11 protein-coding genes are annotated in these 18,206 nt (G+C 74.3%); 1 reads left to right on the top strand and 10 read right to left on the bottom strand.

Annotated elements, in window-relative coordinates; all coding sequences use genetic code 11:
* Nucleotides 1-71: 71 nt before the first annotated feature.
* Nucleotides 72-7,226: an amino acid adenylation domain-containing protein gene (locus ACF1BE_RS24045; protein ID WP_392201076.1), complete on the top strand. Its 7,155-nt coding sequence runs from the start codon at nt 72-74 to the stop codon at nt 7,224-7,226.
* Nucleotides 7,227-7,292: 66 nt separating this feature from the next.
* Here the strand turns inward: ACF1BE_RS24045 and ACF1BE_RS24050 are convergent, their stop codons facing one another.
* The 10 genes from ACF1BE_RS24050 to ACF1BE_RS24095 all read right to left on the bottom strand — a co-directional run bounded on the left by ACF1BE_RS24050 (nt 7,293) and on the right by ACF1BE_RS24095 (nt 18,133).
* Nucleotides 7,293-8,054, bottom strand: coding sequence for a BTAD domain-containing putative transcriptional regulator (locus ACF1BE_RS24050; RefSeq protein WP_392201077.1), 762 nt, complete (start codon nt 8,052-8,054; stop codon nt 7,293-7,295).
* 134 nt (nt 8,055-8,188) lie between these two features.
* Nucleotides 8,189-8,479, bottom strand: a complete 291-nt coding sequence (locus ACF1BE_RS24055) for a response regulator transcription factor (RefSeq protein WP_392201078.1) — start codon at nt 8,477-8,479, stop codon at nt 8,189-8,191.
* A 438-nt stretch (nt 8,480-8,917) separates the two neighbouring features.
* Complete coding sequence (locus ACF1BE_RS24060) at nt 8,918-11,134, bottom strand: MMPL family transporter (RefSeq protein WP_392201079.1); 2,217 nt, start codon at nt 11,132-11,134, stop codon at nt 8,918-8,920.
* 162 nt (nt 11,135-11,296) lie between these two features.
* Nucleotides 11,297-12,013, bottom strand: coding sequence for a 4'-phosphopantetheinyl transferase family protein (locus ACF1BE_RS24065; protein WP_392201080.1), 717 nt, complete (start codon nt 12,011-12,013; stop codon nt 11,297-11,299).
* 32 nt (nt 12,014-12,045) lie between these two features.
* On the bottom strand, nt 12,046-13,206 hold the full coding sequence (locus tag ACF1BE_RS24070) for an acyl-CoA dehydrogenase family protein (RefSeq protein ID WP_392201081.1): 1,161 nt from the start codon (nt 13,204-13,206) through the stop codon (nt 12,046-12,048).
* Entirely contained in the window at nt 13,203-14,216 is a 1,014-nt protein-coding gene (locus tag ACF1BE_RS24075; RefSeq protein ID WP_392201082.1) for a hypothetical protein, read from the bottom strand. Before ACF1BE_RS24075 ends, ACF1BE_RS24070 begins: the two co-directional genes overlap by 4 nt.
* Before the next feature lie 7 nt (nt 14,217-14,223).
* Nucleotides 14,224-15,129 (bottom strand): hypothetical protein, encoded by a 906-nt coding sequence (locus tag ACF1BE_RS24080; RefSeq protein ID WP_392201083.1) that lies wholly within the window; start codon nt 15,127-15,129, stop codon nt 14,224-14,226.
* Between the two features lie 2 nt (nt 15,130-15,131).
* A complete protein-coding gene (locus ACF1BE_RS24085; RefSeq protein WP_392201084.1) occupies nt 15,132-15,410 on the bottom strand; it encodes an acyl carrier protein in 279 nt (92 codons plus the stop codon).
* Between the two features lie 27 nt (nt 15,411-15,437).
* Complete coding sequence (locus tag ACF1BE_RS24090) at nt 15,438-16,721, bottom strand: type III PLP-dependent enzyme (protein WP_392201085.1); 1,284 nt, start codon at nt 16,719-16,721, stop codon at nt 15,438-15,440.
* Nucleotides 16,718-18,133 carry an ATP-grasp domain-containing protein gene (locus ACF1BE_RS24095; RefSeq protein WP_392201086.1) on the bottom strand — a complete coding sequence of 472 codons (1,416 nt, stop codon included), beginning with the start codon at nt 18,131-18,133 and terminating at the stop codon, nt 16,718-16,720. Before ACF1BE_RS24095 ends, ACF1BE_RS24090 begins: the two co-directional genes overlap by 4 nt.
* Nucleotides 18,134-18,206 lie beyond the last annotated feature (73 nt).

Here is an 18,206-nt window from a genome sequence, read left to right on the forward strand (position 1 = left end):
GTCGTCCGGTTGGAATCGCGCGGGCCGTGGAAGTTCCCGCGCCCGTCCCGCTCTTCCGTGAGGAGCACGGCTTGAACCGGCAATCCGCCATCAGTGAAGTCCTCCCGCTGTCGCCGCTGCAACAGGGTCTGCTGTTCCTCTCCGCGTACGACCGGGACGCCACGGACGTCTATGCGCTGCAACTGGTGCTCGACCTCGCGGACGTGACCGACGCCGACGCGGCGGCACTGCGCGGCGCTGCGGGCGCGCTGCTCGACCGGTACCCGAACCTGAAGGCGTGCTTCCGGCACCGCAGGAGCGGTGAGGCCGTGCAGGTGCTGCCCCGCACCGTGGAGCTGCCGTGGCGTGAACTGCGTCTGCCCGTCGCCGAGTTCGACCGGGTGGCCGGCGAGGAGCGGACGCACCGCTTCGACCTGGCCCGGCCGCCGCTGCACCGCTTCGCACTGCTGCGGGCGGACGACGGACGGGCCCGGCTGTTGTGGACGGTGCACCACATCCTCGTGGACGGCTGGTCGATGGCGACGCTGACCCGCGAACTGGCCGCGCTCTTCACCGGCTTCCGCACGGGAGCGGCACCGCAGGGACCGGCCGGCCCCCCGTACCAGGCGTACCTCGCCTGGCTGGGGACACAGGACCGGGAGGCCGCCCGCGAGGCCTGGCGACACGCACTGACCGGAGTGACCGAACCCACCCGCCTGACAGCGGCGGCCGGGGGCGCGGGCGGCGGTGTGGCGGAGGACGACGCCCCGGTCCCGGACGTGAGCGGCGGTGCCGCACTGCCGCGGCGGATCGAGGTCGAGGTGGGGTCCGAGGTGGCCGCCGGCCTCGTCCGCTTCGCGCGTGCGCGGGGGCTGACCGTCAGCGCGGTGGTGCAGGGCTGCTGGGGGCTGCTGCTGTCCCGGCTGACCGGGCAGGACACCGTGGTGTTCGGGACGGTCGCCTCCGGCCGGCCCGCCCGGCTGGCGGACGTCGAGCGGATGGTGGGGCTGTTCGCCAACACCCTGCCGGTGCGCGTCGACGTCGATCCCCGGCTGACCCCGGCGGAGCTGTTCGCCGGGGTGCAGCGGGCCCGCACCGAGCTGCTGGCGCACGAGCATCTGCCGCTGGCGGAGATCCAGCAGCGGACCGCGGTGCGCGGGGAGCTGTTCGACACGGTGCTGCTGTTCCAGAACTATCCGATGGGCGGGCCGGGCCCCGAGCCGGCCGCGGCGGGCCCCCGGGTGACCGGTGTGGACATCAGGTCCGCCACGCACTACCCGCTGACCGTGACGGTGTTCCCCGGGGAGCCGTTCGGGCTGGCCGTCGACCATGTGCCCGCGCTGGTCCCGGAGGCCGAGGCCCGCCGGGTCGGGCGGTGCCTCGTACGGCTGCTGGCGGAGACGGTGCGCCGGCCGGACGAACCGTGCGGCCGGCTGGACCTGCTGGACGCCGACGGGACCGCTCGCGTCGTGGCGGCCCGCAACCGCACGGACGCGGAGGTGCCGGGGCCGTGGCTGGCCCCGCTGCTGGCGCACTGGGCGGCACAAGCGCCCGATGCCCCGGCGCTGACCTGCGGCGCCGAGCGGCTGACGTACCGGGAGCTGCACGAGCGGGCGGACGGGCTGGCGGCGGAGCTGGCCGCGGCGGGAGCGGGCCCGGAGCGGCTGGTGGCGCTCGCCCTGGACCGGTCCGCCGACCTGGTGGTCGCGGCGCTGGCCGTGCTGAAGTCGGGCGCGGCCTACCTCCCCCTGGACCCCGACCACCCCGCCGAGCGTCTGCGGAACATGCTGGCGGACGCCACGCCCGTGGTCACGCTCACCCACCGCCGGATCCGCCCCCTGCTCGACGGGATGGGCCCGGCGCTCACCGGAGACCTGTGGGTCCTGGACAAGGCCACCCGGCCGCGCCCCGCGGCACCACCCGTCACCGCGTCTCCCGCACCGGCCCCGGCCGTGCCCGTTCCTCCGAGTGCCGATCACCCGGCCTACGTCATCCACACCTCCGGCTCGACCGGCCGGCCGAAGGGGGTCGTCGTCCCGCACGGCGCGCTGGTGAACCTGGTGGCGGACATGGGCCGGCGCTGTGCGGTGACGGCGGCGGACCGGTTCCTCGCGGTGACCACGTTCGGCTTCGACATCGCCAACCTGGAACTGTTCGTGCCGCTGGCGGCGGGCGCCGAGCTGGTCGTCGCCGACCGGGAGACGGTCCGGGACCCCGCCGCCCTCGCCGCGCTGGTGTCGGCCTGCGGTGCGACGCTGCTCCAGGCCACGCCGAGCCTGTGGCAGGCGCTCACCGCCGGCCACGCGCCGGTCCTCGCCGGAGTGCGTGCGCTGGTCGGCGGGGAGGCGCTGCCGGAGCCGCTGGCCCGTACGATGGCCGCGCACTGCGCGTCGGTGACCAACGTCTACGGCCCCACGGAGACGACGATCTGGTCGACGGCGGCGCCCGTGCCCGCCGTACCGGCCGGCCCGCCGCCGATCGGCCGGCCCGTCGCCAACACCCGGGTGTACGTCCTGGACGCGGCACTGCGTCCGGTGCCCGACGGCTGCTTCGGCGAGCTGTACATCGCCGGTTCGGGGCTGGCCCGCGGCTATCTGGGCCGCCCGGGTCTGACCTCGGGACGTTTCGTCGCGGACCCGTTCGGGCCGCCCGGCACCCGGATGTACCGCACCGGGGACGTGGTGCGCTGGTCGCCGGACGGCACGGCCCTGGAGTACGGCGGCCGTACCGACCACCAGGTGAAGATCCGCGGGCACCGGATCGAGCTGGGTGAGATCGAGTCCGTGCTGGGCGCGCAGCCGGGCGTCGAGCGGGCGGTGGTCGCCGCCCGTACCGACCAGGACGGGGACACCCGCCTGGTCGCCTATGTCGTACCGGCGGGGACCGACCGCGACCGGCTGCGGGAGCGCGCGTCCGCGGTGCTGCCCACGCACATGGTCCCCGCCGTGTACGTGTTCCTGGACGAGCTGCCGCTGACCCCCAACGGCAAGGTGGACCGCAAGGCGCTGCCCGCTCCGGCCGAGCGGCGGGCGGGCACGGGCCGGCCGCCCGCCGGGCCGCGCGAGGAGCTGCTGTGCGGCGTCTTCGCCGAGGTCCTCGGGGTGGACCGGGTGGGTGCCGACGACGACTTCTTCGCGCTCGGCGGCCACTCGCTGTCGGCGATCCGCGTCACCAACCGGCTGCGGGCCGAACTGGGCGCGGAGGTCCCGGTGCGCGCCCTGTTCGACGCCCGTTCCGCCGAGGCGCTGGCCCGCACCCTGCCCGGACCGGCGGACGGTACGGCGGACAGGGCGGCGGACGCCAGGGCGCCGGAGGGTGTCCGGGGGGCGGCCCGGCCCGTGCTGCGTGCGACGGCGCCCGGCGAGGCGGTGCCGGTGCTGTCGTACGCGCAGGAGCGGCTGTGGTTCCTGGACCGCATGGGCGCGGGGGCCGGCTACAACATCCCGCTGGCGGTGCGGCTCTGCGGTCCGCTGGACACCGGTGCGCTGGGCGCGGCGGTGGCGGACGTGGCCGCCCGGCACGAGACGCTGCGGACACTGTTCGTGACGGCCGGCGCCGGGGTGGCGCCGCTGGTGCTCTCCGCCGAGGAGGCGGCCGGTGCGGGCGCCGTCCTGGAGGTGGTGCCGGTGGCGGACGAGGCGGCGCTGGCGGTGGCGCTGGCGGCGGAGGCGGCCGAGCCGTTCGACCTGTCCGCCCGGGTGCCGCTGCGGGCGCGGCTGTTCGCGCTCGGCGACGAGACGCACGTGCTCGCGCTGACGCTGCACCACATCGCCGCGGACGGCTGGTCGTTCGGTCCGCTGGCCCGCGATCTCACCGCCGCCTACGCGGCCCGGCGGGCGGGCCGCGCACCGGAGCTGGAGCCGCTGCCCGTGCGCTACGCCGACCACGCCCGCTGGCAGCGTGAGCTGCTCGGCGCCAAGGACGACCCGGACAGCCTGCTGTCGTCCGAACTCGCCCACTGGACGCAGGCGTTGGCGGGAATGCCGCAGGAGCTGGAGCTGCCCGCCGACTTCCCCCGCCCGGCCCGCTCCTCGCAGCGCGGCGGCGCGGTCACCCGTACGGTGCCCGTCGGTGCCCACGCCCGGCTCGCCGAACTGGCCCAGGACGCCGGTGCCAGCCTGTTCATGGCGGTCCACGCGGGTCTGGCGGCCGTACTGACCCGGCTCGGCGCGGGCACCGACCTGCCGCTGGGCAGCCCGGTCGCCGGGCGGACCGACCACGCGGTGCGCGATCTGGTCGGCTGCTTCGTCAACACGCTGGTGCTGCGCACCGACACCTCCGGCGACCCGTCGTTCGCGGCTTTGCTGAGCCGGGTCCGGGAGACGGACCTGACCGCGTACGCGCACGCGGAGCTGCCGTTCGAGCATCTCGTGGACGAGCTGAAGCCGGAGCGGTCGCTGGCCCGGCACCCGCTGGTGCAGGTGGTGCTGTCCGTCACCCCGGGCGGTGAGTCGCTGCCCGCGCTGCCGGGGCTGACGGCCGGCGTGGAGCCGGTGCCCTCGCACACGGCCAAGTTCGACCTGACGTTCGAGGTGACGGAGCGCGTCACCGCGGACGGGCGTCCGGCCGGGCTCGATGTCCGCCTGGAGTACAGCGCGGACCTGTTCACGCGGGCGACGGCGGACCGGCTCGCGGGCGCGCTGACCGTGCTGCTCGCCGACGCGGCCCGTGCGCCCGGCGCGCCGCTCAGCGCCCTCGCCCTGCTCACCCCGCAGGAGCACCGCACCCTGGTGGCCGGGCGGCACGGCACGGTCCGGGCCCGCCCGGCCCGTACGCTCCCGGCGCTGTTCGAGGTCCACGCGGCGGCGGCACCGGAGCGTGCGGCGCTCGACGTGCCCGGTGCGGGCGAGGTGTCGTACGGGCGGCTGAACGCGGACGCCAACCGGCTCGCCCGGCTGCTGCTCGGCCGCGGGGCCGGGCCGGGTGCCGTGGTCGCCCTCGTCCTGCCCCGCTCCCCGCTGACGGTCACGGCCCTGCTGGCGGTCCTGAAGACCGGCGCGGCCTATCTGCCCATCGACCCCGACTACCCGGCCGAGCGCATCGCGTACATGCTCGGCGACGCGGGCCCGGCCACCGTCCTCACCACGCGGGAGGCCGCCGGCCGGGTGCCGGACGGCCTGGCACGGGTGGTGCTGGACGACCCGGCCACCGCGGACCTCACCGGCGCCCTGTCCGGTGCCGACCTCACCGACGCCGAGCGGGGCCGGCCGCTGTCGGCGCGGGACACCGCGTACGTCATCTACACCTCCGGCTCGACCGGCCGGCCCAAGGGGGTGGCGGTGCCGCACGAGGGCGCGGCCGGCCTGGTCGCCCACCACCGGGAGCACCTGGGGACCGGGCCGGGCACGCGGGTGCTCCAGTTCGCCTCGTTCAGCTTCGACGCGACCGTGTGGGAACTCGCGGCCTCGCTGTTCTCCGGCGGCACCCTCGTGCCGGCCACCGCCGAGAGCCGGCTGTCCGCGCCGCTGCTCGCCGCACTGCTCGCCGAGCAGCGGATCGACCACGCGATCCTGCCGCCGACCGTCGTCGGCCGCTTCCCGGATCCGGCCGCCCTGCCCGGCGGCCTGTGCCTGGTGGTCGGCGGGGAGGCCTGTCCGCCCGCCGTCGTGGAACGCACCGCCGGCCATGTGACGCTGCGCAACGCCTACGGTCCGACCGAGATCTCGGTGGCCGCCACCCTCAGCGCCCCGCTCACCCCGGACAGCGGCCGGCCACCGATCGGACGACCCCTGGACAACGTGCGGGTGTACGTCCTGGACGCGGCCCTCGCGCCGGTGCCGGACGGGGTCACCGGCGAGCTGTACGTCGCGGGTGCCGGTCTGGCGCACGGTTACCGGGGACGGCCGGCCACCACCGCCGAGAGGTTCGTCGCCGACCCCTACGGGCCGCCCGGCACCCGCATGTACCGCACCGGGGACCTGGTGCGGTGGCGGGCGGACGGCACCCTGGACTACGCCGGCCGCGCCGACCAGCAGATCAAGCTGCGGGGGTTCCGCATCGAGCCGGGCGAGATCGAGTCCGCACTCACCCGGCACCCGGTCATCGCGCAGGCCGCCGTGGTGCTGACCCCGGCGGACGGCGGCGGACGGCTCACCGGGTACGTGGTCCCCGTACCGGGGGTGGCCGCCGTGGACGTGCCCGTGCTGACGGCGTATCTCGCCGAGTCGCTGCCCGCGCACATGGTGCCCACGGCGCTGGTGTCGCTGCCCGCGCTGCCGCTGACCGCGAACGGCAAGCTCGACGTGCGGGCCCTGCCCGCGCCCGGTGCCCCGGCGCCCTCGGGTGCGGGCCGCGCCCCGCGCACCCCGGCCGAGCGGGCGCTCGCCGAGGTGTTCTGCGAGGTGCTCGGCCTGGACGAGGTCGACGCCGACGGGGACTTCTTCACGCTGGGCGGGGACAGTCTGCGCTCGGTGGAGGTGGTGAGCCGGGCCGCCAAGGCGGGGCTGACCCTGGCCCTGGCCGACGTCTTCGCGCACCGCACGCCGGCGGCGCTGGCGGCGGCCTCGGCCACGGCCGGGCCGCGGGCACCGGCCACCGTGCCACTGCTGGCGATCCGGCCGCACGGGACGGCCGCGCCGCTGTTCTGTGTGCACGGCGGGGTCGGCTTCGGGCTGCCGTTCGCGGAACTGGCCGCGCACCTCGACCCCGGCCGGCCGGTGTACGCGCTCCAGTCCGACGGCGTCGCGGCGGAGCCGGGGACCTGGGACCGGCCGGCGGACGTGCCCTCGCTGGCGGCGGTGTACGTCGAGCGGCTCCGGCAGGTGCAGCCGCACGGGCCGTACCACCTGCTGGGCTGGTCGTTCGGCGGGCTGGTCGCGCACGAGATGGCCGTACGGCTGGAGGCGGCGGGCGAGCGCGTGGCGTTCCTCGCGGCCCTCGACGCCTTCCCGGTGGCCCCCGGCGACCCGGACCCCACCGACGAGGAGATCCGGTCCGCCTTCCTCGCCCACCACGCGCGGGGCACGGCCATCGCGGCGGGGGACCTCGACCGGCTGATGACGGTGATGCGCCATCACACCGACATCGCGCGGGCGTTCACCCCCGGCCGGTTCACGGGCCCGCTGACGCTGTTCGTGGCCACACACGGACAGCCGGAGCCCACCGCGGAACTGGCCGCGCGCTGGCGACCGCACCTGGGCGGCCCGCTCACCGTGCACGACATCGCCTGCGGCCACGAGGAGATGCTGGGCGGCGCGGCGGTCCGGCGGATCGGCGCGCTCACCGACAGCGCCCTGCGCCAGGCGTGAACGCGGGCACGACCGAAGCGCCGGCGGCCCTGGGAGGCCGCCGGCGCTTCACCGTCCTTCACCCCGTCACAGCAGTGACGGGTCCTGCATCAGGATCGCCTGGTAGAGGGTGTGCAGCCGCTGGCTCGGCTTGAGTCCCAGCTCGTCGTCGAGCCACTTGCGGGTGCGGTGGAAGATGTCGACGGCCTCGGACTGGCGTCCGCACCGGTAGAGCGCGATCATCAACTGCTCGCTGAACCGCTCACGTTCGGGATACTGAGCCAGCAGCTGCTTCAGCTCGGCAACGACGACCCCCGCCTCGCCGGCCTGGAGCTGCGCCTGGATCAGGTCTTCCCGTGCACTTTTGCGCTGTTCGTCCAGCCGCAGGGCCACGGCCCGGCAGCGCGGTCCGTCGCTCACGTCGAGCAGGGCGGGCCCGCGCCACATGGCGAGGGACCGCCGCAGCACCCCGATGGCCTCGTGCGGCTCCCGGCTGACGAGGCTCGCGCCCCGCTCGGCCAGGCGCAGGAAGCGGTAGGCGTCCAGGGCGTCCTCGGCGGCATCGAGCGTGTAGCCGTTGTCGACGGTGCGGATGAGCCCGTCCTCACCGTCCGCGAAACCCAGCTCCGCCAGCGACTTCCGCATCCGGCGGACATTCGCCTGAAGAGCGTTGCGGGTGTTCTTCAGCGGGGCTTCGCCCCAGAGTTCGTCGATCAGTTCGTCGAAGGCCACCACTTGACCCGGATTCAGCGCGAGCATGGTCAGCATCACGCGAATCTTCTTCGCCCGCACACCGATGGTCTTTTGACCGTCCCCGATCAGCAGCGGACCCAGTATGGAGATGTGCACCAAATTCCCGTCCCTACTCATAAAAACCGGTCACAAGCTCCCGCCTCGCGACCTACGGGGCGGCCACGGAACCGTGAGAGGGCGGCGCTATGCCGCGGCGCCCGCACAGGGAAACATCTGGGAGTCAGAACTGATCAATTATCAGTCACATCTGGCCGGTTAGGCACTGTACCTTCGTACATGAGCAGATGGGCCTGGGCGACGAGACCCACCTGAAGACGGGATTCCACTTTCAGCTTCGCCAGGATATTCGCGACATGCGCCTTCACCGTACGTTCGGTCACCCGCAACCTGGACGCGATGGCGCGATTCGATAAGCCTGCCCCGAGCAGCGAGAAGACCTGCCTCTCCCGCTCCGAGAGGAACTCCACCTGGGTGAGCTGGTACTGCCAACGAGTCGACGGCAGGCCGTCGTCACCGTGCATAGGGCCACTCCCCGTGATCGCCCCGCTTCCCCCGTCAACGCGCGCCGGAAACCATCGGTCGGCTTGATTCCGTCGAACGCGGGACCGAGTGTAGCGCTCTCACTACCGCCGTCGCAGAGAATGGCCTTTCTCGCTGGAATTCACCGCCCGCGGGTGTAAGTGACACGTGAAAGGGCCGGGGGCCGGGCCCGCGGCGAGGACCGACGCGCTCCCCGGAGGCGACCCGATCGGCTCGACGGAGGGGGCCGGCGTGCTCGATGCGGGACATCGACCCGAGATGCCACCCGCGGACCGACGGGTCCGCGGGTGGCATGCGGCGCGTGGAGCGATCACGCGAGGGGACGGGGGACGACGTCGTCCGCCGGGGGTTCTCCAGCCGGTGGCCCGGGACGTGCGGCCGGCCGGGAGCCCGGGGCACACGGCCCGCTCGCCCCGGGTTCAGCGGCGGGCGCGCACCCTCACGACACCGTCGGCCACCTCCGCCAGCGGAGCCGGCACACACACCGGCCGGGTCTCGTCCTGGTGGGCCAGGCGCGAGGGCCACCAGGTCTTCCAGCCCAGCAGCATGACCACCGAGGGCAGCACGACGATCCGGATGAGGGTGGCGTCCAGCAGCACCGCGCAGGCCATGCCCACGCCCAGCTGTTTCATCTCGATGAAGCTCAGCGAGGCCAGCAGCCCGAACACACAGACCATCACCACCGCCGCGCTCGTCACGACACCGGCCGTGCGGGTGATGCCCTGCTCCACCGCCTCCCTGATGTTCAGCCCGCCGCGCGCCGCCTCCCGGATCCGGCTGATCACGAACACGTGGTAGTCCATCGACAGGCCCAGCAGGATCACGAACAGCAGCAGCGGAAGCCACGCCACCACCCGCCCGGTGGACTCGAAGTCCAGGATCTTCTCCGCCCAGGTCCGCTGGAAGATCAGCGCGAGCAGTCCGAAGGAGGCCACCGCGGACAGCACGTTCAGCACCACGGTGATCGCGGCGAGCACCAGCGACCGGAAGGCGGCCGCCATCACCAGGAAGGTGAACACGAGGGCCACCAGCAGCACCCACGGCATCTTGTCCACGACGTTCGCCCGGTAGTCCACGTCGTACGCGACGTCGCTGCCGCCCACCGCGTACCGAGCGCCCCCGATCCGGCCGAGCGTGGCCGGGGCGATGTCGTCACGCAGCCGGAACAGGGAGTCCTGGGCCTGCCGGGAACTGCTGTTGAAACGGGTGCCGACGGCGATCGTCGCGACCCGCCCGTCCCGCGAGGTCCGCACCTCGGGCGCCGGAGTGTGCACGAACAGGCCGTCGTGCCGCACCCGGCTGACGAGGGCGTCGACCCCCCGCGCCAGTTCGCCGCCGTGGCCCGCGGGCACCCGGACGGCGACCATGTGCGTGTCCGCCTGGCTCGGGAAGGACCTCGTCAGCCGCTCGTTGGCCTGCATCGCGGGGATCGACCGGGGCAGGTCGTCGATGCCGGTCGCCTTCAGGCGCAGGCCGAGGGCGGGTACGGCGAGGGCGAGCAGGGCGCCGACGGAGAGGACCAGTGCCAGGGCCGGATGCCGCAGGGACGGCTTGAGCATCGCCGACCACAGCCGGGGCTTGACGCCGCCCTTCTGGGTGAGCCGCCACACCAGCGGCACCCGCGGCCTGTCCAGGTAGCGGCCGAACTTGGAGAGCATCGCCGGCAGCACGGTCAGCGAGGCGAGCATCGCGATGGCGACCACCAGCACCGCGCCCGTGGCCATCGACTCGAAGGCTATGTGCCCGGCGAGGTAGAGGGCGCCCATGGACGCCATCACGACCAGGCCCGAGATCATCACCGAGTGCCCGGAGGTGGCGGCCGCTATCTCGATGGCGTCGATGTTGTTCGCCCCCAACGCCCGTTCCTCGCGCTGGCGTTTGAGATAGAACAACGAGTAGTCGACGCCGATGGCCATGCCCATCAGGACGATGATGTGGGTCACCGGACCGGGGTCGGGCACGAGCTGCGAGGCGACACCCCACAGGCCCAGCCCGGCGAGCACCGAGGAGATGCCGAGCAGCACCGGGACGCTCGCGGCGACGATCGCCCCGAACACGAAGACCATCACGAGCAGCGTCACCGGCAGGCTCAGCACCGTGGCCTTGCTCAGGTCCCGGTCGAGCATGTCGTTCAGACCGGCCTTGATGGAGCCGGCGCCGACCAGCTCCACGCGTACGTCGGTGTGCGCGTCCCGGACCGCCGCCACCTTCCGCAGCAGCGGCCCGACCCGGGCGTCCGCGGTCTCCGGGTCACCCGCGAGGGTCACGGGCACGAGGAGCGCCGAACCGTCGGGGGCGGGCACGGGCCGGCCGACGGCCGCGACGCCCTCGACACCCTTCACCGCCTTGACGGCCTCGTCCAGCGCCCGGTTCGCGGCGGACCGGTCCAGCGCGCCCCGGTAGGGGGTGACCAGGATGTTCTCCACCGCGCGGCTCTCCAGGCCGCCGCTGCGGGACAGGGCCGCGGCCCGCCCCGACTGCCCGATGGCGAGATCCGAGTCGGTGGCGGACCGGGTGCCCGTCATGCCGCCCACCGTCAGGGCGCCGAGCACGAACACCACCCAGAGCGTCATCGCCCACCACGGGTGGACGGCGCTCCACCGGGCGGCCCTGGTGATCAGGTTCCTGCCTGCCACGTCTGCTCTCCCCTTCTCGAAAAAAATACCCGGATCACGGGAAACGGGCCGGGTCTTTCGTCATCCGGCCGGTGCATGGGCGCGCTCCTCGCGAACAGAAAACTAGTGACGGCCCGGAGCGCGATCACGGGTACAAGTACTCCGATGTGGGGGGAGTTTCTTCTACTTGACACCCAGCGTGTGCCACACGGAGTCGGGTTCTTCTGGCCGGATGTGATACCACATCCGGCTGGACACGGAAAAGGGGCCGTCGCCGAGAAGGGCGACGGCCCCCGCGTACGGACCGGGAAGCGGTACGTCCTGCACGCGCCAGGGCCCGGCGAGACACCCCGTGGGATCCCGGACGGTGCTCTGTCCCGCGTCCCGGGCGACGGGCAGCGCCATTCCCTGGGTGAGGCGCCCGCCGGCCGCCTTCACGCACGCCTCCTTCCTGGTCCACAGCCGAGCGAAGGCACGGTGGCCGTCCCGGGCCACCCAGGCGCTCTCCTCGGCCGGGAAGAACCGTGTGGCCAGGCGCATCGTGTCCAGTCCGGCACGGGAGCGCTCCACATCCACGCCCACCGGCCGGGGCGCGAGGGCGAGCAGGGCCAGCTCACCCGAGTGCGACAGGCTGAAGTGCGGCCCGGGCGCGTGCGCGAGCCGCGGTTTGCCCCAGCGGCCGCGCGTGAAGCACAGCGATGCCGGATCACGGCCCAGCCGTGCCCCGAGAACGATCCGCACGGCGGCGTGCGCGACGACGAAACGCCGCCGCATTCCGGGCTCCCGGCCCCGCCGTGCGCGTTCCCTCTCGTCTTCGTCCAGGATGTCCTCGAGTTCCGCGGGATATCCCTCCGGATCCGCTTCCGCGCCGGAGTCCAGCGGAATGCGCCAGATCTCCACCTCGTCGGCATCCCTCGCGCGAATCGGCGTCGTCAGTTCCGGCCCACCTTTCCCGTGTGCAAACCCTGGAACAGGTTGAGTTTCTGGATGTTCCGGGTGCCTTCCATGAACTCCACGCCCCGCGCGTCACGGGCCCACTTGTCGAGCAGCGGATGGTCCAGCCGGGCACCCGGCCCGAAGAAGTCCGGCGCGCGCAGCGTCACCTCCTCGGCGACCTCGCAGGCCCTGGCCTTCGCCGCCGACGCCAGATGGCCGGCGGCCGGCCTGCGGTCCACGGCGAGGGCCGCCCGGTACGTCAGCGCCCGGGCCGCGTCGATCCGGCGGCCCAGCTCCTCGTACGCCTCCCGTTCCGGCCCGCGCAGCAGCCGCCGGTGCTCACCGACGTAGTCGTGGGCGGCCCGGGCGAGACCCAGGGCGATGGCGGCGACACTGGGCCGGAGCTGGTTGAAGACACTGATGATGCTCCACATGCCCCGGCGGGTCGGCGGCAGATGCGTACCGAGCACCCGTTCGGCCGGCACCCGCACCCCGTCCAGCCGGATCCGGGTCAGCTGGGCGCCGCGCAGCCCCACCGTGGGCAGCGGCTCGGCGTGGAAGCCGGGGTCGGCGGTGTCCACGAGCACCGCCAGCACGCCGAGCCGCTCGGTGCCGGCGACCCGGGCGAACACGGCACCGAGGTCGGCCCGGGCGGCGTTGCCGACGTAGCGCTTCTCGCCGTCCAGGACGTAGGAGCCGTCACCCACCGGGGTGAGCGTGCTCGTCATCTCCCCGATGGCCGAGCCCCGTTCCGGTTCGGTCAGCGCGAAGCAGGTCCAGCGGGGCCGCTCGGCGAGCCGGCCGTGCACCCACTCCCGCTGCTCCGGGCCGCCCAGCACGCCGAGCAGCACCCCGCACATCGACGGGCCCGGCGAGGCCAGCATCATCCCGGCGTCACCGCGGGCCAGTTCCTCGCTCACCAGCACCCGCTCCAGGGTGGCCAGCCCGTGCGCGGGCCCGCTGCCGGGCGCCGGGCCCGCCCGGTCCCAGTCGGGCGGCACCTCGTGCCCGGCGAGGAACCGTACGGCGGGCAGGTCCAGGTAACGGTGGATGGCGTCCGGGTCCCGGTCCAGCTCCAGGGCGCCCTGCCGGAGGTCGTCGGCCCAGTGACGCACCACCCGGTGGGCCGTGGCCAGCGAGGCGGGCAGGGTGATCACGCGTCCTCCCGTCCGGTGCGGGGGACCGCCGGGCCGTAGGCGTCGGCGAGCAGTTCGGAGGCGTGCGCGCCGGCGCCCGGACCGTCCGCGGTGAAACCGTGGGCGCCGAGCAGCCGCAGCAGCGTGCGGTCGGCCCGGGTGATCTGCTCCTGGAGTCCGGCCAGATGACGGTCGTCCGCGGGCCGCAGCGGGCCGAGCGGCCCGGTCCGGCCGGCGGTGAGGTCGTCGAGGACGCCCTCGATCTCCAGGTGCTCCAGCAGCACCTCGGCCAGCGTGCCCTTCACCATCTGCTGCATCAGCAGCGAGGCGCCGTCGGCGTGCCGGGACGCGAGATGGGCCAGGCAGGCGTCCCGCAACCGCTCCGACATCCCGAGCCGCAACCAGGCCACGGCCCACCCCCACTCGGGCCCCGCCCCCTCACCCGGCACGCCGCCCCGGCCGGCTTCCGGCCGCAGCAGGGCGAGCCCGGGAAGAAGCCCGACGGGCTCGACGCGGGTGACGCGCGGGGCACGGGCGGCACCGGTCACGCCGTCGACGCGGGTGGCGCCACCGGCCGGGACGGTGCCCTCGCCCTGGTCGGCGCGCACGGTACTCGTGACACCGGTGACGTCTTCCTGCGGCGGCGTGCCGGGGGCGTTCGCCGTGTCGTCGCCCTCGGCGGACTCCGGCTGCCCGGCGGACTCCGCGCCCGCGGCGTGCCGCACGTCCTCGGCAGGTCCCGGGTGTCCGCCGTGCCCCGCATCCCCGCCGTGCCCCGCATCCCCGGCGTGCCCCGCATCCGCGGTGTGGCGGGTCCGGTCGGCGCGCGCCGCCGCTGCCGCTTCCGCTTCCTCCGCCGCGAACTCCGCGAGGAGTTCCTTCGGCAGGATCGCGTGGCCGCGTGGGCCGCGGGGCGGGATTTTCGGGGACAGGGCCCGGAGCAGGAGGGTCAGCGCGGGGACCAGGCCGTCCGTGCGGGCGCTCGTCCGGGCCTGCCGGCAGTGCTGCCGTACGTCGGGTGGAACCGTCATGGTCTCCTCACTCCCCCGCACTCGTCCGCCGTGCCGGCGCGCCGAGGTCGAGCGTGCAGTGCGCCAGCATCTCGCGTTCCGCATCGTGGTCGGCCACGACCACCCGGGCCGGTCCGCCGCCCACGAGGTCCGCCAGCGCCGACCACACCGCCGTGGCCGGCTGCCCCGGTCCGGCCCAGGTCGCCCAGGGCCACACTCCGGGCACGGCGGTCCGCACCCCGGCGCCGGCCACGAGCGGCAGCTCCGCGTCCCACGGCGCCGCCGGTCCGGGCGCCGGCCAGGGCCGCTGGCCCATGCCGCGCACCGGTGCCGCCGCGCCGCTCCACTCGAACAGCAGCGCCACCGCCGCGTCGGCCCGGACGGCGCCCGGATGCTGCGCCGGCACGGCGAACGGCTGGCTGCTCTGGTCGACGGCCAGCACAAGCAGCCGGCGGAACCCGCAGCGCCGTGCGTACTCCACCCCCGTCCGCAGCGCGCTGAACGGTGCGAGCACCCCCTGGTCGGACAGGGCGAACGCCAGCGGTTCGCCGGGCAGCAGCTCCTGCACGCAGGACGCGACCAGCTGGCTGTGCTCGAAGTCCGGGGCCGCGTACGCCACGACGACCAGCTCGGGACCGTCCTCGGCCGTCATCGGCCCCAGCTCCGCGAGCGCGCCCCGGGCCAGCTCCACGGACGTGCGGCGGGGCGCGCCGGCGAACCCGGCCCGGTCGAACGGCACCCCGTGCGGGTCGCCGAGCTGCCGGTAGAACCCCTCGCGGTCCGCGGCCGGCACGTACGGCCTGCCGGGCCCGGCCGGCGCGTACCGGCCGGCCCGCACCAGCCGCGGCACACCTGCCGGACCACCCGCCGCGTCGCCCGTCGTACCGCCCGCCGCCGGGGCCGCGGGCCGTACGGGCGCTGTCGCGCGGAACATGCTCAGGCGCCCGCTTCCGCCGCCACGAAGTCGGCGAGGGAGCCGACCGTCTCGAAGTGGGTCATCTCCAGCTCGTCGGCGTCGAACTGCACGTCGAGGACCTCCTCGATGGCGATGAGCAGTTCCAGGGCGCTGCTGGAGTCCAGGCCCAGGTCGTCGAAGAGGCGGGCGCCCTCCTCGGCGCCGGAGACGTCCTTGTTCAGCACCTCCGTCAGGCCCTGGCGCACCGCGTCCAGGTAGCGGGCGCGGTCGGTGAGGGTGGCCGCGGTGTTCTCGGTCATGTCGGTCTCCTTGTGGGTGGTGGGGGTTCAGCGGACGCCGGGAGCGGCGTCGTACAGCCGCTGGCGGGCCAGCATGGTCTCGGTGTCGTCGCGTTCCCGGATCAGCCGGGCGGTGCCGTCCAGGACGAGGACCTCGGCCGGGTAGCCGTGGCTGAGGAAGTGCACGGGCGAGGCGGTCGGCCCGTACGCGCCGGAGCGCCGCACGCCGACCAGGTCGCCGGCGCGCAGCGGCGGCATGGGCACCTTCTTGCCGATGACGTCGTTCGGGGTGCACAGCGGCCCGGTGATGTTCCACGGCTCGGTGGGCTGCTCGTCGAGGCGTTCCAGCGCGGCCATCGGGAAGTTGCGCTTGACGTACGAGCCGATGCCGACCGCCGCCATGTGGTGGTTGGTGCCGCCGTCGGTGACCGCGAAGTTCTCGCCCATCGATGTCTTCGTGTAGCGCACCCGGGTGACGTAGGTGCCGGACGCGGCGACCAGGAACCGGCCCAGCTCCATGATCATGCGGGTGCCGGGGTGGCGGCCGTGGAAGGCGTCGACGACGGGGTTGAGGCGGGTCGTCAGCTCGGCGAGGTCCAGGTCCTTCTCGTTGTCGAAGTAGGCGATGCCGAGGCCGCCGCCGACGTCGACGGTCTCCAGCGGGAAGCCGATCCGCTCGGAGAGCCGCTCGGCGAGGTCGAGGATGCGCCGGGTGTTGTCCACGACGGTGTCCTCGCCGAGGATGCGCGTGCCCAGGTACACCTGCACGCCCATGAGGCGTACGGCCTCGTACCGGGTGGCGAGTGCGGGTCCCGCGGCGAGCAGCTGCTCCTCGTCCATGCCGAACTGGCGGGGCTTGCCGCCCATCGTCAGCCCCGAACCCTTGACCGAGAAGGCGGGGTTGACCCGCAGCACCACCCGCGCGGTGACGCCCCGCCGGCGGGCCGCCTCGTCGATGAGGGCGAGTTCGTCGAGGTTCTCGCAGACGATGGCGTGGATGTCCGCGTCCAGGCAGGCGGCCAGTTCGGCGGTGCTCTTGCCGGGGCCGAGGAAGATGATGTCGTGCGGGGCGACACCGGCGCGCCGGGCCGTGACCAGTTCGGTGAGCGAGGACACCTCGGCGCGGGCGCCGCTGCGGTGCAGCAGGGCGCACACGGAGACGTTGGGGTTGGCCTTGAGGGAGTAGAAGACCTCCAGGGCGGGGTGCAGACGCTCACGCAGGTCACGGAAGCGGCCGGTGATCTCCGCGCCGTCGTACACGTACAGCGGGGTGCCGAACTCCTCGGCGAGCCGGGTGACGCTCAGGCCCTGCACCTCGAAGGCGACGCTCATGTCCAGCTCCGTTCTGTCAGGGCCGCGAGGCGGCGGGTGATGTCCGTGGCGAGGGCCTCGATCCGCTCGTCGGAGTCGGCGAGCAGCACGCCGTACAGCCGGCCCTCGAAGCCGCCCTCGCCGGCGCCGGCGTCCTCCGCGGCCGCGGCGTTGACCGTGGCGTAGTTGTTCACGAACAGGCCGTGCGGGCGCGCGCCGGGCTGCGTGAGCAGCGACGGCCCCAGGGCGTCGCGCAGTTCGGCGAAGGGCAGCGGGCGGTGCGGGCGGAGCGGGAAGTGGCGGGCGACGGCCACGTCGTCCGGGCCGGCCAGCACCTCGTGCACCACCGCCTGGTACGTGGACATGTTGTTGCGGGCGTTGATCTCCACCACCGGGTAGAGGCCCTCGTCGGGGTCGATCATCGCGTCGACGCCGACGACCCCGAAGTAACCGTCCGCGGCCAGTCGTCCGCCGATCCGGTGCGCGCTCTCCCGGACCACGGCGACCTGGGCCTCGCTGAGCCGGGCGGGCATGCGGTGCCCCTTGTGGACACCGCCCTCGGTGAGCAGTTCCTTGACGAAGTCGAAGTGCACCCCGCCGTCGCGGCCCACCGTGAACTGGTAGTTGAGGTCCGCCCGCTTGGCCACCCACTCCTCGATGACCAGCGCGGTGCGTACGGCGGTGCCCGCGGCCCGGGCGGTGCGCTCGGCCTGGGCGGCGGCCATGCGGTGCAGCCGGGCCAGTGTCCGCTCGTTGTCGACCACGACGATGCCCTTGCCGGACACCCCGAACGCGTCCTTGACGACGACCCGGTGCCCGGCGGCCAGCAGCTCGCCGGCCGCGGCGACGGCCGCGGCCAGCTCCTCCAGGGTCTCGCAGGCCGAGCCGCGCGCCTGCCGGATGCCCAGCTCGTCGGCGAGCCGGCGGCTGTACACCTTGCTGTTGACGTGCTTGCACCGGTCGGCGGGCGGCGCCGCGAGCCGCAGGCCGGTCCGCTCGGCCAGTTCCTCCTCCACCGTGGAGATGCCGTGGGCGGTGAGTCGGGCGCCGTCGGCGGCCAGGGCGGTCAGGGTGCGCAGCAGCTCCGGGTCGGCGAGGGCGTCCTCGCTGACGGTGCGCCGGGGTCGCTGCCCGGCGACCACGTGCACGGTGGGCAGGGGGAGTCCGAGTCCCTCCAGGTAGGCGCGGTAGCCGTCGTCCAGGGCGGTCTTGAGGACGACGTGGTCGTCCTTGCCGCCGAGCAGCAGCGCGAACTCGTCCATGCGGTTGACGACGGCGCTGCCCGCGTGCGCGGCGACCCGGGGCAGGGCGGGCTCCCCGAGGGCCCACTGGTTCTCCACCTCGAAGTTGCCGAGGAACACCAGCGGCGTGCCGGCGTCAGCGGTGACCGCGCGCTTGAGGCGGCCGGTGAAGCCGGGGGGCGGTGATTGCATATCGACCTCTTGATCTCTCGGAGGTGGGCACCGGCCGGCGTCGGGCGGGCGCCCCGGTGCGGCGCGGGCTCGC

Source organism: Streptomyces sp. NPDC014991 (assembly GCF_043080665.1).
Classification (GTDB): domain Bacteria; phylum Actinomycetota; class Actinomycetes; order Streptomycetales; family Streptomycetaceae; genus Streptomyces.